The sequence below is a fragment of the Paenibacillus sp. HJGM_3 genome (assembly GCF_045062745.1).
Classification (GTDB): Bacteria; Bacillota; Bacilli; order Paenibacillales; family NBRC-103111; genus Paenibacillus_AA.
The window spans coordinates 134,930-150,072 of record NZ_JBJGED010000009.1 but is presented as its reverse complement, the minus strand read 5'-3'; the positions used below and the strand labels follow the sequence as shown (position 1 = coordinate 150,072).

9 protein-coding genes are annotated in these 15,143 nt (G+C 60.1%); all 9 read left to right on the top strand.

The features are described from left to right. Positions 1–17 precede the first annotated feature (17 nt). The 9 genes from ACI5FR_RS12615 to ACI5FR_RS12575 all read left to right on the top strand — a co-directional run bounded on the left by ACI5FR_RS12615 (position 18) and on the right by ACI5FR_RS12575 (position 15,142). On the top strand, positions 18–2,615 hold the full coding sequence (locus ACI5FR_RS12615; RefSeq protein ID WP_405454931.1) for a dockerin type I domain-containing protein: 2,598 nt from the start codon (positions 18–20) through the stop codon (positions 2,613–2,615). Between the two features lie 71 nt (positions 2,616–2,686). After that, positions 2,687–3,886 carry an MGH1-like glycoside hydrolase domain-containing protein gene (locus ACI5FR_RS12610; protein WP_405454864.1) on the top strand — a complete coding sequence of 400 codons (1,200 nt, stop codon included), beginning with the start codon at positions 2,687–2,689 and terminating at the stop codon, positions 3,884–3,886. Positions 3,887–3,930: 44 nt separating this feature from the next. Continuing rightward, the gene (locus tag ACI5FR_RS12605) at positions 3,931–6,066 is read left to right on the top strand and encodes a beta-galactosidase (protein ID WP_405454863.1); all 2,136 of its coding nucleotides are present in this window, start codon (positions 3,931–3,933) and stop codon (positions 6,064–6,066) included. Continuing rightward, complete coding sequence (locus ACI5FR_RS12600; RefSeq protein ID WP_405454862.1) at positions 6,063–7,061, top strand: hydroxyacid dehydrogenase; 999 nt, start codon at positions 6,063–6,065, stop codon at positions 7,059–7,061. Before ACI5FR_RS12605 ends, ACI5FR_RS12600 begins: the two co-directional genes overlap by 4 nt. A 28-nt stretch (positions 7,062–7,089) precedes the next feature. After that, positions 7,090–8,025: a carbon-nitrogen hydrolase family protein gene (locus ACI5FR_RS12595; RefSeq protein WP_405454861.1), complete on the top strand. Its 936-nt coding sequence runs from the start codon at positions 7,090–7,092 to the stop codon at positions 8,023–8,025. Next, the gene (locus ACI5FR_RS12590; RefSeq protein ID WP_405454860.1) at positions 8,000–8,824 is read left to right on the top strand and encodes a sugar phosphate isomerase/epimerase family protein; all 825 of its coding nucleotides are present in this window, start codon (positions 8,000–8,002) and stop codon (positions 8,822–8,824) included. Before ACI5FR_RS12595 ends, ACI5FR_RS12590 begins: the two co-directional genes overlap by 26 nt. A 1,207-nt stretch (positions 8,825–10,031) precedes the next feature. Then, the gene (locus ACI5FR_RS12585; protein ID WP_405454859.1) at positions 10,032–12,389 is read left to right on the top strand and encodes a helix-turn-helix domain-containing protein; all 2,358 of its coding nucleotides are present in this window, start codon (positions 10,032–10,034) and stop codon (positions 12,387–12,389) included. 197 nt (positions 12,390–12,586) lie between these two features. Further along, positions 12,587–14,137, top strand: a complete 1,551-nt coding sequence (locus tag ACI5FR_RS12580) for an extracellular solute-binding protein (protein WP_405454858.1) — start codon at positions 12,587–12,589, stop codon at positions 14,135–14,137. 87 nt (positions 14,138–14,224) lie between these two features. Next, positions 14,225–15,142, top strand: coding sequence for an ABC transporter permease (locus ACI5FR_RS12575; RefSeq protein ID WP_405454857.1), 918 nt, complete (start codon positions 14,225–14,227; stop codon positions 15,140–15,142). Position 15,143: the final 1 nt, after the last annotated feature.

Here is a 15,143-nt window from a genome sequence, read left to right as displayed (position 1 = left end):
GAAGAATATCGGTGATTATGCTCGTGAGCGCAACCCTGCTCCTGCTCTGTGTCCCCGTCTACGCCCTCCCGGTGCTGCCGAACACGGCCGGGTATGGGACCGATACCCCGGCGGGACGCGGGGGCAAGGTTTATCGCGTGACGAGCCTGGCGGATACGAATACGCCCGGCACGCTGCGCTACGCAATCAACCAGACCGAGCCGAGGACGATCATCTTCGACGTGTCCGGCACGATCGAGGTGAACAATTACTTGGACATCTCGAATCCGTACGTCACGATCGCCGGTCAGACGGCCCCATCGCCGGGCATTTTCCTGCGCGGGGCGACGATCCGCATTCTGACTCACGACGTGCTGCTGCAGCACCTGCGGGCCGCGCCGGGCGATCAGCCGGGCCCGGTTCCGTCCAACAACCGCGACGGGTTGCAGATCAGCAGTGCGGCCGGCGGCTTCCCCGACAACATCGTGATCGACCATTGCACGTTCACATGGTCAGTCGACGAGCTGTTCGAGGCCTGGGGACCGACGGGGAACATTACGTTTAAGAATGTAATCGGCGCCGAACCGCTCAACGATTCGATCCATATCGACGAGGGAGCGACGGAGCCGGCGCCTCACGGGTTCGGTCCGGTGTTCGACAACCAGGCGGGCTCACGCGTAACGATGTACGGCAGCTTGTTCAGCCATGCCGAGGGTCGCCTCCCCTATGCAATGTCGGAGGAGTACGTCGAGGTCAACAACGTATTCTACGACCGGATCAACACGTTCAACCGGCTCGCCGCCCAGCGGGGATTGCCCACGAAAAATACGCTGATCGGCAATGTTTTCAGGAACGGGCCTTCCTTGGCCAGCTGGGCTTCCGAGCGCGGGGTTATTGAAATCTCCAACACGTTCGTCTCCGGCGGGCAAGTGTATCTCGAGAACAACAAGCTGCTGGGCTTCCAAGAAAGCTCGCAATGGGACCTGACGACGAACAAGTCCTCGGTGCCGCTGTCGTCCGTTCAGGCTTCCTCGAAGCCGGCTTGGAACGAGGGCCTCGTCGTCAAGCCGGTCGATCAAGTGATGGACTGGGTGCTGGCGTCCGCCGGAGCGAGGCCGGCCGACCGTCTGCCCTACGAGACGCGGATCGTCGAGAACGCCAGGAACGGCACGGGCAAGGTGGTCGATTCGCTCGCCGAGATCGGCGGCTGGCCGGTTGTCCCGTTCCATGAGCGGAAGCTCGTGATCCCCAAGAACCCGGGCGCGGATGCGGACGGGGACGGCTACACCAACTTGGAGGAATGGCTCGAGTCCTACGCCGCTTACGTGGAAGGGCGCGGCGCCGAGCCGCCGCTCATCGCGCCGGAGGACGGCGAACCGGAGGAAGAACCGGCTCCGGTGCCGGTGCCGTCCAAGAACGTTTCGGAGCTGACCGTCGCTCCGGGCGCTTCGGGTGCCGCGACATGGGCTATTATGTCCAACCTGCAGCCCGGCGATCTGACGTATACGGACCGAGCTTTCCGGTTCGAGACGATCCCGGCCGATATCGTCGGCAGCGACTGGATCATGGTGGCGAACAATTCCAAGACGTTTACGGGCAATCCGCTGTCCAGCTTCAAGGTGGCCGTCGAGTCCGACGTGTACCTGGCGTTCGACGACCGGATGACCGTGAAGCCGGCTTGGCTGCTCGCAGACTGGACCGACACGGGTGAAGACCTCACGGTGTCGAGCCCGTCGATCATCACGTACAGCTTGTTCCACCGCCGCTACCCGGCCGGCTCGACGGTGACGCTCGGCCCGAACGGGAACACTGTGAATGTGCTGTACCTCCCGATCATCAAGGCCGTCCCGACGCTTGGCAACGGGAAGGCGGCGATCACGGCACCGGCGGACGGCGCTGTCCTGACGGAGCTGCCGGCGGTCGTCTCCGGCACGGCGGTCGACGCCGACTCGAACAATGCGGCGATCGCCGATATCCGGGTGTCGATTCTGCAGCAGGCGACGCAGAAGTACTTGAATCCGGCGACGAACCGGTTCGAGTCTTCCGCGCCGGCCTACGGGAGCGCGTATTTCAACTTCAACCCCGTCGACGACACATGGTCGCTGCCGATCGCTGGCGTCCCGTTCACGAACGGCACGTATACCGTGACCGCCTCCGTGTATGACGGCGGCATCGGCACTCCGGCGGTCACCACGTTCACGGTGGCTGTGATCAGCAAGACGGCGCTGGTGGCGGCGATCGCCGACGCCCAGGCCAAGTACGACGCGGCGGTGGAAGGCACGCTGCCGGGGCAATACGAGGCGGGCGCCAAGAGCGCGCTGCAGACGGCAATCGCCGCCGCACAGGCGGTGGCGGACGATCCGGCTGCGACTCAAGCGCAGATCGACGCCGCCGTCGCGACCCTGCAGGCTGCCGTGGCCGCGTTCGAAGACCGGCTCATCGAGCGTCTTCCGGAAGATGTGAACGGCGACGGCAAGGTGAATGTAACGGATCTGCTCCAGGTCGTCTCGAACCTAGGCAAGACCAGCACCAACCCGAACTGGGAGACCGTGAAGGCGGCCGATGTGAACGGCGATCTCGTGGTCGATCACAAGGATGTCACCCTCGTGGCCATCAAGCTCGGTCGAGGGCACTAAGATCAACCGGCAGGAGGATCCGCGCGAAGCGCCGCGGGTCCTCCTCTTGCCGGGTCTATACGGAGGGTACGATGCAACAATTGATTCGAGAGACGGCCCGGCTGGGCAAGCCGGAATGGCGACCGATGCTGCGGTATGCGGCGGAGCTGCACGAGAGGAACACGCATCCGGCCAGCGCCCCGTTCCCGTATCCGTGGGAGGAGATCGGGATCGGTTATTTTGCCAGTCCGGCCTTCGGGCATTGGGATCTGATCCACCAAGTGCTCGATTCCTTGCCCTACGAGCCGGAGCATGCCGGGCACCAGCTGTTGAACAATTTGGCGCTGCAGGGAGCGGACGGGCACGTGCCCGGCACGATCTGGCTGTGGCAGAATCAGGTTCGGTGGAGCACGACGGTGGGCAATCCGCCTGTGTGGCCGCTGGCCGTGCACGATCATTATGAGCTTCACGGTGATCGGACGCTGATCGAGGCTTGCTACGAGCCGCTGATCCGTCAGATCGGCTGGTTCGAAACGAAGCGCAAGGCGGAGGGCGAAGGTTATTATTATACCGATATTCTGAATCATTCGTGGGAGAGCGGCATCGACGACGGGGTGCGCTACGATTCGATCCGCACCGGTGCGTTCGCCTGCATTGACGCCACCTGTCATGTGTATCAGATGTACCGGTATGCCGGGTTATGGGCGGAGCTGCTGGGACGCCGAGAAGAGGCGGAACGCTGGACCGTGCGGGCGGAGAAGCTCGGGGCGTTCATCCGCGAGGAGCTGTATGCGCCGGATGCAGGCTTCTTCTACGACAGCTGGTCGGTGCGGGCGCCTGAGCTGCGCCGCCAGACGATGGACGGCATGTGGCCGGTCGTCGTGGGTGCGGCCCGCGCCGAGCAGGCGAATGCCGTCATTGACGAGCATCTGCTGAATCCGCGCCGCTTTTTCACCGAGCACCCGATTCCGGCCGTCAGTCTGGAGGACCCGGGCTTCGAGCTGCGGATGTGGCGCGGCCCGACCTGGAACAGCATGACGTATTGGGCTGCCCGCGGATGTGCCCGATATGGGCGTCGTGACGCTGCCGTGAAGCTGCTGGAGAAGGCGCTCGACGCCACCGCCGAGCAGTACGACCGGACCGGTACGGTCTGGGAGTTTTACCACCCGCATCGGGGCGAGCAGCTCGAGCTGCAGCGCAAGCCGTATACCGATTACAATGTGCCGTGCCGCGATTATTCGGGCCACAATCCGGCGATTGCGATGGCGCGGCTTTGGACGATTTTGACTTGATTCGGACTTTGGACATCCAGGAGACTTACAGAAGGAGCACAAACATGAACTCATTTCCTTATGGAGCGGTGTTAAAAATTCAACGGGAGTTCACCCCGGAGGACATTCGGTCCAAGCTGGAGGCGATGCATGCTTGCGGCATGAATTTCGTCGTCGTCTGGCCGGCGGTTTTTTGGTGGGAGAGCAAGGCGAATGCGAATTATCCGTTCCAGACCGGGATCGACATCCTGAAGCATGCGGAGTCGCTCGGGATGAAGGTGATCATGGAGCTGGCGGGGCAAATCACCGCGCTTGAATACGCTCCGGATTTCCTGATGCGGGAAGAGTACTACGCCCGGAAAGCGGACGGCACCGCCAAGCGCGATAGTGTCGTGTTCGAATATTTGAACTACAACCACCCGGATGTGAAGACGCTCATCCGCCGCAACTTTACTTCGATCGCCCGCGCGTACAAGAGCTATCCGGCCCTGTACGGCTATGATATTTGGAATGAAACGATGTTCACTTCTTATGACCGCTTCACGCTGCAGGTGTTCCGGGACTGGCTGCGGAGCAAGTACGGCAGTCTTGAGCGGCTGAACGAGGTATGGGATCGCGCGTATGAGGGCTGGGAGCAGGTGGAGTACACCACTTGGCTGTGGCCGAGCGTCATGCCTCTCGTCGATTGGCAGCAGTTCCGCAAAGCGAATGTCGGCATGATCCTGAACGAATGGCGCGGCTATGTAAAGGAGGAGGATCCGGACCGGCCGACCATCGCGGATAACATCAATTCGATGCTGGCTACCGACCAGTTCTACTCCCGCCCTCACGACGACTGGAATGCGGCGGCGAATGTGGACGAGTACGGCATTTCCTTTTATCCCAAAGAGAATTTGGCCGGCACCCCGGCCTACAAGCGCTGGCAAACGTTCGTCGGCGTCCACTCGGCCGTGAAGTCCGGCCGGTTCTGGATCTCCGAGCTGCAGAGCCATCACCGCAATATGTTCAATCCGAACAGCCTCGTGTACCCGCATGAGCTCAAATGGTGGACCTGGGAAGCGATCTCCCATGGAGCGAAGGGACTCATTTATTGGAAATGGGATCCGTTCCTCAAGGGCCTTCAAACCGCCGGCCGAGGGTTGGTGGATGCAGCAGGGCGGCCAACTCCCCGCGCGCATGCGGCCGAGGAAATCGCGCGGGTGCTTGAGGCCCACGAGGATGCGTTTACCTCCTACGAGCCGGAAGTGCCGCGTGTCGCCATCGTGTATGACAAGCTGACGCACGATTTCACCAAAGCCTTCACGCTTTCGGTTCCGCACGAAGCCGGCATCTACCTGGACTCGCTGGCGGGCTTGTTCGAGTGCCTGTATGAGCTGAATATCGCGGTCAAATATGTGACGCCTGAAGACGTAATTGATGGGCGGGCGGACGCGTATCGCGCCCTGTTCCTCACGAATCAGCTGGCGGTCGGGCCCGAGCTTGCCGCAGCACTGCAGCGTTATGCCGAGCAGGGCGGCACGGTCGTGGCGGACGGCAAGTTCGGCGAGCTACGTGAGGACGGCTGGTTGAACGAGAACTCGCCCGGCGGGGCGCTGAACGCGCAGCTCGGCTATCGGCTGATTGATATCGATCCTCTGGGGCTGGACATTACGCTGGATTCGGAGGGTGGCGAAGCCGACGGCGGCGAGCTGGCGGGCTTCTTTGAACGAAAGCTGCTGAAGCTGGAAAGCCCCGAGGTCGAGGTCCGAGGGCGTTATAGCGACGGAGATCCGGCCGTGCTCATCTCCCCTGTGGGCCGAGGGCGGATTATCTACATCTCAACCATGCTCTGGTACGGCTACTATCGGGAGCCTAAACCGGGTGTGCTGCAGTGGCTGCGCGGGCTGAACGAGGAGCTGGGTCTCTCCCGCTACTCCGTCAATCATCCTGAGTTGAAGGCCTGCACGCTCAGGGGCGAGGACGGCCTGCTGCTCTTCGTCTTCAACTACACCGACGCGGAAATCCGCTCCGAGGTTGAATGGACCGACGCCTCTATGCAGGTGGATTCGGTTGTCAATGTGACTGGCGGAAATGCTACGGCAGTCGTGCCGGGACCGCATGCCGGAAGCAAGAGCCTGCCGGTGACGGTATCCGGCCGGGATGTGGTGATTTACCGCCTGACCTTGAGACCTACAGTGAAAAAGGAGAGTGACGCTCGATGAGTCGGAAGCTGAAAGCCTTAGTTCTGCCGCCTGCTGCCAGGCTGGATATGGTTTGTTCGACGGCTTGCCGCCGCTTGCTGGAACAGGAGTGCGATCCGGTCTGGAACGAGACCGGCGCCGATTATACGCCGGAGCAGCTCTCTCCCCTGCTCTCCGACGCGGAGCTGATTCTTACCAGCTGGGGCTCGCCGTTGCTGACCGAGGAGCTGCTGCGAGAGGCTCCACGGCTGCGGTACATCGCACATGCGGCCGGGACACTCAAGCGCCGCGTGCCGGACAACGTCCTCGAGTCGGGGCGGGTGCGCCTGTTCTCGGCGGCGCCGCGTATCGCCCGGTCCGTGGGCGAGTACTGTCTGGCGGCCCTCCTGCACTTGCTGTGGCGGTTCCCGCAGATGGACGCCCAGGTACGGAGCGGCCTCTGGAAGAACGGCGCACTCGGCCGGGAGCTGCGGGACCAGACTGTCGGCATCGTGTCGGCGAGCTCTACCGCCCGGGCGTTCATCGATCTGCTTCAGCCGTTTGGTGTGCACATTCGGGTGTATGATCCGTTTTTGTCCCCCGCTGCGGCCGAGCAGCTGGGGGTCGTGATCGTGTCGCTCGAGGACGTGATGCAGTGCCCTATCATTTCGGTGCACGCGCCTTCGCTGCCGGAGACGAAAGGTCTCCTGACCGCCGAGCTGCTGCGCCTCATTCCGGACGGCGCGATCTTCATCAACTCCTCGCGGGGAGCGGTGCTGGACGAGGCCGCGCTGACGGCGGAGCTCGCCACAGGTCGCTTCGTTGCGGCGCTTGATGTGCTTCAGCAGGAGCCACCTCAGCCGGATCATCCGCTGTTCGGGTTGGACCATGTGCTGCTCACTCCGCATATCGCCGGCATGACCGTGGAAGGGTGCCTCAGCCTGATGGAGGAAGTGCTGCTGGACGTGCTGCGCGCAGAGCGGGGCGAGACGACGAGATACGAAATCAAAGCGCAAGCCTGGGCCGTAATGGCTTAGGCTCCGCTGACAAAGGAGAGGGAGAGCGATGCGTAGTCAATCGGAACGTTCTGGCGGCCGCAAGGTGAAGCTCGGACTCATTCAAGTCGATGCCCAGTACGGCCCTGAGGTGACAGTCGAGTCCTGCCTGGAGGAGCTGCTGGAGCTTGCGGAGCGCTGCCTGCGCGACGGGGCGGATCTCGTGTTTATGCCGGAGACGTACCAATACAAGAATGTGCGGCATATTCCGAGGCGGGAGCTCGTGGCCCGGTATTCGGAGGTGTATAAGCAACGGTGTGCCGAGCTGGCCCGCAAGTACGCCGCCTATGTCGTCCCGTGGGACAACGAGGTGGATGAAGCCGGCAACCTGTACAACACCTCATATATTCTGGACCGGAGCGGGCAGGAGATCGGCCGGTATCGGAAGGTGCACCTGACGCGGCGGGAGAAGGAGAAGCTGACGGCGGGCACGGACTTTCCCGTGTTCGACCTGGATTTCGGCCGCGTGGGCATTATGATCTGCTTCGACAATTACTATGCGGAGACGGCCCGGATCTTGGCGCTGCGCGGGGCGGAGCTTATCCTGTACCCGCTGTTCGGCGATACGCTGAATCCCGGGTGGGAGATCAAGACGCGAGCCCGTGCGCTGGACAATTCCGTTTATGTTGCCCCGTGTTGCCTACATTCCCCCGTACATGGAGATTACTTCGTCTATACGGGCCTAATCGCGCCGGACGGAGAAGTGCTGTGCAAAGTCGAGGAATACGGCACACATCGCGTCGTCGAGGTCGACCTAGACCGGCCGGTGCTGACGAATATCCGGGCGGTGAAGGGCGGCTGCGAGATGATCAAGCCTTATCTGCTCAAGACCCGCAATACGCGAGCCTATGGACCATTGTTGGAGCCGGTGGCCGAGCGGGATTGGGACGAGATCGAATGGACGGAGGAGGCGAAGAACGATGGAGCGGCAGCGAAGCCGAGTTGAGTTTTCGGTTTTCACCAAGCCGTGGCCGTCGGAACCGGCGGCTCGGTTGGCGGAGAAAGTGCACGCATTCGGATTCGACGGTATTGAGCTGCCCGTGAGAGACGGCTTCCAGGTGGAGCCTTCGAAAGTCATGCAGCTGCTCCCCGCCTGGAGTCGCGAGTTCGCGGACGCGGGGCTGCGGATCTACAGCATCGCCGGGCCGACCGACGAGCCGGTGTTTGCCGCCTGCGCGGAGGCAGGCATCCCTGTCATCCGCATCATGCTGGACATCGATTTCCGGGAAGGCTACTGGGAATCGGAGAAGCGCATCCGGGCGTATCTGGAGGGTCTTCACCCGCTTTGTGAGCGGTACGGGGTGAAGGTCGGCATCCAGCAGCACGTCGGGCGTACCCGCGTGAAAACGTCCGCCGGCTTGCTTCGCTTCCTGGAACACACCGATCCGCTCCGCTTTGGGGCGATCTGGGACGCGGGGCACGACGGGCTGCGCGGGGAAGGGCCGGAGATCGGGCTTGACATGGTCTGGTTGCATCTCTGTATGGTCAACCTCAAGAACGCGTGCTACGTCCGGGCCGACCGTCCGGATGCGCCGCATGCGGAGTGGAAGCTCCGGTTCACGACCGGCCGCGAAGGGATGGCTTCCTGGCCCGCGGTGGCGGCGTATCTCCAGGCGCGTAGCTACAGCGGTGTCGTGTGCCTGACCGCCGAGTACGATGAGGAGGCGCACGTGGACCGCTACGTTGCGGAGGATTTGGCGTACGCCAAGCAGTTGTTCGCTTCAAGTGAGAAGCCGTCCGGATAACTCCGGGCGGTTTTTTGCTTGTAAGGCAAAGCTTACAGTTAAGAGGGGTAACCTTACAAAATCCATTCCATTTCCTCACTATAGAGCCGTTTTGTAAGGCAAAGTTACGTTAATAGTGAAGGCGACCGTCTCTAATAGTGAAGTTTGCTTTACAATGACGGCCGGGAGAGCCACTTTTGCTTCTCGATTGTAAAGGGGGTTAGCTTAATAGGTTACTTAGCCTTACAGCCTGCTTCAAGTACCGCTCCCCACGCTTAGCTTGGGCAATAGCCCCTTTCCGCAGTTTGATTATGCCAACTTACATACCCACTGGAGGAGCAAAAAGAAACTGCAGTTCGAATTCGCCCAATTGGAGCGGTGATTCGGAACCTTGCTCGGTCGATGCGATACTCCAAGTCGCCAAAATCGAACTGCACAGCTCAGAACGGTTCGAGCTCGACTCTAAGCAGGCAAAACGAAACTAAATTCGGAGATGTGGAAGGAGTCGAGCCGAAATGGGACGGATGAGAAGGGAGTAAAGCCGGTGCAAGACGGGGTGTGAATGGAGCCGAGCCGGTATGGGGCGGATGGGAAGGGAGTATAGCCGATATGGGGCGGATGTAAAATGAGAAGAGCCGTGAAGTGTCTGTGGGTGGTGTAGGTAGATGGAGCCGAGCCTTGTGAGGCGAATGGTGATCCACCCTCTCCAACACGGGGGCCCCTAAACCGGTTGCACGTTTCGGCGGAATCGGCTACTCTAAAATCAGTCGTCAATTTGGTCGAACCATCATATGCATATAGTGCTTCAACTTTTTGTAATCGTTTTCACGAACGGGAGCGTTTTATCCGTGTTTCCCCTGCATCCGTTCAATGCGCTTCATGCGTTCTATGCGTAATATGCGTACTGTCCGTCCTAAGAGTTTGTAAGCGTCCTATGCGTCCTACGCGTACTGTCCGTATTATGTGTTCTCTGCGTTCTCTGCAGTTGTGTTCCGTGCGGTTGTGTTCTATGAGGTTGTTGTTCTATGCGTTCTATCCCGTACCATTCGATCTATGCCGCACCATTCGCTCTATGTGCAAGGCGTACCATGCGTTCTATCCATTTCACCCATCTAACCGTTCTAAGTGGTACCTTGCGTTCCATTTGTTTATCCATCCATCCTGTCGTTCTTTCCCTACTGTTCCGGTCCTTTCCCCCTCCCATCCTTTGTATGAGGTGATGCCCATCATGAACTGGTTCCGTACTGTGCGAACACGGCATTTTTACTTCAAGGTCATCGTAGTGGCTCTCATCCTGTGCCTCCTCCCTGTGTTGGCCTCCAGTCTCGTCTACTACCAGAATGCCAAAACGACGATTCAGGAGGAGCTGCGGGAGGCGAACGGCAATTACTTGAACCAAACGGCCAACGCCATGGAGCTTATGATCGATCAGATCGGCAGCAGCTTCCGGCAGTTGACCCTGGAGGGCGCTACGATGCGCCAGTTTGAGCTGTTCCCCCGGGGCTCGTATTACGAGACGCTGAGTGGGGAGCTGAGGGACGAGGATTTGCCGATGCTGGAATCGTACTTGCGGGGGAAAAAACAGGCGCTGAACAACATGCGCGCTCTGAAGCTGTCCAATGATTTCATCCATTCGGTCTATTACTTCGACAGCGGCAAACGATTGATCATGACGTCCGATCTGCTCGTCTACGAGCCGGATCGATTCTACGACGAAGGCTGGAACCGGTTCCCCCAGGGCGACCCGGCGCTGCCGATGATCCTGGATATGCGTTCGGCAAAAACACCGGATGGCACGTCCCTGAACGTCATCCCGCTCGTGTACAAGACCTCGATAGAAGGCAACGTGCTCGTCATCAATCTCGACGCGGATCGAATCTACGAGAGCTTCGTCCGGAAACCGGTCCATATCGGCGGCAATCGGATCGGAGACCGCCCCTTCATTGTGATGTCCTCCCGCGGTACGCCGATGCTGTACGACGACGCCAATCCGGTGAACCGGGAGATCGGCGGCAGCCCGATGTGGCAACGGCCGGAGCTGGAACCGCAGGGCTCGCTCGAAGCGGAGGCAGGCGGAGAGCGTCTCTTCGTGACCTGGGTTCGGTCGGAGACGCTGGGGTGGACGTTCGTGTTCGCGACCCCGCTCACCGAATTGTACAAGAGCGTCGCCGGCGTTCGGAACACGATCCTCTGGTATTGCTTCGTCCTCGCCGCGGCCGGGTGCTTGCTCGCCCTGCTGCTCGCCCGGCATCTCTATGCCCCGATCCGCCGCGTGCTGCAGTTCATCAAGAGCGCGGACGAGCGCTATGGCGGATCGCCCAAGGGGGAATGGCACGTCATCCGGCGCAGTCTGGAGGACGCGTTCGAGGATCGGTGGAGCTTGCGCCACCGGCTGAAGGAGAGCCTGCCCGCGTATAAGGACACTTTCGTACGCTCCTTGCTGCGGCAGCATGGCTATGATCGGGCTTATATCGAAGAACGATTGCACTACCTCGGCTTCGACATAGACTGGGAGCATTTGACGCTGATGGTCCTCGCCTGGGAACGATCCTCGGAGAGTCCGGCCGATGCGGAGAGCGAGAGCTTGGCCAAAGTCCATCTGGCGGATACGATCGCGGAGGTGCTGCCGGACCGCTGGAAACGAATGATGGCGGAGACGACGGACGATGCGCTCGTCGTGATCGTGAATGTGGATGCACAGGACCTCTCTGCCTTATTCGCCGCCGCAGAACGGCTGATCGGCACGCTCGACGAGCGGCTCGCCATCGGCTGCTCGATCGGCATCGGCCGGCACTGCCTGAATGCGGGCGAACTCGGGCGGGCTTACGAGGAAGCGCTGGAAGCGCTCCGCTACCGGGGGATCGTGGGCTCCGGCCAAGTGATCTATATCGAGGACGTTCTCCTGGACGGAACGGCCGTTTTCCGCTACCCGTCCGATAAGGAGGAGTCGCTGAATACGTATATCTTAAACGGTGACGCCGAGCAAGCGCTCCGGCTGCTCGATCAGATCGTGAGGGAACTCGGCGGGGAGAGAGGCCGGGTACACGTGCGGCAAATCCAATACGCCCTTATGCGGCTCCTGGGCAGCCTCGTTGCAACCTCCGAGCGGATGAACCTCGATCTGGCCGTGATCGCGGGAGAGAAGCGAAGCTTATATGCCGCCTTGCTCCACAAGGACGATCTGCACGACGCGGTCCAATGGCTGCGCGGATTGGTGCAGGGACTTGCCTCTGGCTTCGGCACGGCCTTCCGCGAGAAGAACAATCGCTACGTGGAGCAAGCGATGTCGATCATTCATCGCGAGCTGGAACGGCCGCTGTCGCTTGTGGAGCTGGCGGACCGGCTGCAGCTGAGTCCCTCGTACTTGAGCCGGATTTTCAAGGAGCATTGCGGCTCCTCGTTCTCCGATTATTTGACGCAGGTCCGGATGGAGAAAGGAAAAGCGCTGCTCCTTGAGACGGATTTGAAAATCAAAGAAATCGGCGAGCGCGTCGGCTACTTGAAAAGCGATTATTTCATCAAGCTGTTCCGCGAATGCATCGGCATGACGCCCGGCGAATACCGCAAGGCGCGCAGCGAGCTGTAACCGGCCTGACCCCCGATACCACAACCATGAACCGGATACCACACTGTTGCGATATGTCATCGCTGAGGGATGCAAGGCATCAACCCGGCATTCCGGTATCGCCCCCCTGCTCTCATACTGAAGCTGCAGGGCATGGTGCGGTGTCGCGACACGCAGTCCCTGCAAACTTGAGAACGTTTTCGAAAGGGGCAAAGGGCATGATTCTTAGAAAAATCGGCATCACCTCCGCCGCAGCGATCGCACTGGCCGGAGCGGTCGCCGGCTGCTCGTCGGGAGACGGAACGAAACCCGCGACGACCTCGGCCAAGCCGGAGGCGAGCGCAGCCAAAAAGATCGAGAAGGTGTACGTCTACGCCAACTTCGGCAACCTCGCCAACAATAATACGGTGAGCAAGCCCGAGGCGGTGGAAGAAGTCAAGAAGGTCGTCATGGACAAGATCGGCATCGAGATCGTCCCGATTATTCCGCCGAAGGGATCGGAGGCCGACAAGCTGAACGTGCTGCTAGGTTCAAACGAGCCGCTCGATATTTTCGCCGGCAGCATGGGCGTTCATCAGGCGAATGGCGCCGTCCGTCCGATCGGCGATCTGCTCGATAAGTACGGCCCTAACATCCGCAAGCTGTGGCCGAACGATTGGAAGATGGCTTGGGATGCGCTCACTACGTCGGACGGGAAAATATGGGGCATTCCGACGGGTGCGCCGGTTGCGGGTAACACGGTGCTCGTCCGCGAGGATTGGCTGAAGAAGCTGAATCTGTCGATGCCCAAGACGATCGACGAGTATGAGGCGGTACTCAAAGCTTTCAAAGATCAGGATCCGGCCGGCTCCGGGCAGACGATTCCGCTCCTGACCGACCTCGCCTCGCTGCATGGCGGGTTCGCCGCCGGGTTTATGGACGTAGGCTACGGCAATTGGCTCGACAAGGACGGCAAAGTGAAGCCGCCTCAGCTACATCCGGGCTACCGCGATTTCGTCGCGAAGATGGCGGATTGGTACAAAAAGGGCTACATTTTCAAAGAAGCGTTCTCCTCCAACCGGACCCGCCAGATCGAGCTCGTGAAGCAGAACCGGGTGGCGAGCGGCGTGCTGTGGAATACGACGGTGACCGCCAACGAATACTTGCTCCGGCAAAACGTACCGGAAGCCAAATACACGGTGGCAGCCGATCTGAAAGGCCCGGCCGGCCACATCACTTCGCTCGGAGCGGTCGGCACTAGCGGCATCATGATCAACAAAAACGCCAAGAACCCGGAAGCTGCTATGAAGCTGATCGATTGGGTGCATTCCGATATCGAGAACTACTTCCTCTTGTTCTTCGGGATTGAAGGCAAGCATTGGAAGTATACGGACAAGAGTAAGCGCATTATCGAAGGCTTGAACACCGACTACATGGGCGATCTGATTCCGGGCCTGACGTTCGCCTACACCGTGCAGTATGAGAAGAACGACCCGTCGTTCGGGCCGCAGTTCGATTACATCCGCAAGTATATTACGAACATGGACCGGGTGAAGAAGTCCGCGCTGGCCGATGTGGAATTCCGCTTCGACACGAAAGCAATCAACGAGAAGGTGCCGACCTCGGGCGATATTACCCGGATGATCGAGCAGGAGACGATCAAGTTCATCACCGGCGCAAGGCCTATGGAGGAATACGGCAAGTTCCTCGACGAGCTGAATAAGGCCGGCCTGGACAAATGGATCGAAGCTTACACGGCGGAATATAACCGGGTGAAAGGCACCAAATAGCGCCCGCTCCGGCCGGGAGGCGCCTCATGAGCGCCTCTCGCGGCCGGAGTTATCCGGTCCGGCAAGACGAAACGGAGTGATTCAGTCATGCATGTCAGTATTTTCTCTCGATTCCGCAAGCACAAGCTGCATTATGCACTCGTCATCCCGGGCATGCTCTATTTTCTTGTGTTCCATTACGGTCCGATGTACGGGGTTATCATAGCGTTCAAACAAGTGGCGCCGTTCGACGGGCTTCACGGGATGCTGACGGCCGATTGGGTGGGGCTGAAGCATTTTCGCAATTTCATCCACTCTTATTACTTCTGGGACATTATGGGCAATACGCTCGCCATCAGCTTCTATCGGATCGTCTTCGGGTTCCCGGCCCCGATCATCCTGGCTCTGCTGCTTAATGAGGTTCGGCATACGATTTTCAAAAGAGTGGTCCAGACGATCTCCTACTTGCCGCACTTCTTGTCCATGGTGATCGTGGCCGGACTTATGACGGCTCTGCTCAGCGTGGATGACGGTTTCGTCAAAGGGCTGCTGCTGCGGTTGGGCGTGGAGCCGATCCCCTTTTTGACCGATCAGGCGTATTTTCGCTCGGTGCTCGTCGTCTCCGGGATTTGGAAAGAGGTGGGCTGGAGCACGATCATCTATCTGGCCGCCATCGCCAGCGTCGATCAGCAGTTGTATGAAGCGGCGAAGGTGGACGGGGCCGGGCGGTTCCGGCAAATTTGGCACATTACCCTTCCGGGGATCAGCCACATTGCCGTGATCTTGCTCATCTTGTCGATCGGTCACATCATGGATGCCGGGTTCGAGCAAATCTTCCTGTTGTACTCTCCGCCGGTCTATGGAGTCGCGGATATTCTCGACACGTATGTGTACCGGAAGGGGCTAGTCGAGGTCAACTACTCGTTCGCGGCCGCGGTCGGGCTGTTCAAGTCGGTTATCGCGTTCATTCTCGTGATCGGGGCCAACTATATCGCCAAGAAGCTTGGACAGGAGGGGATCTGGTAAC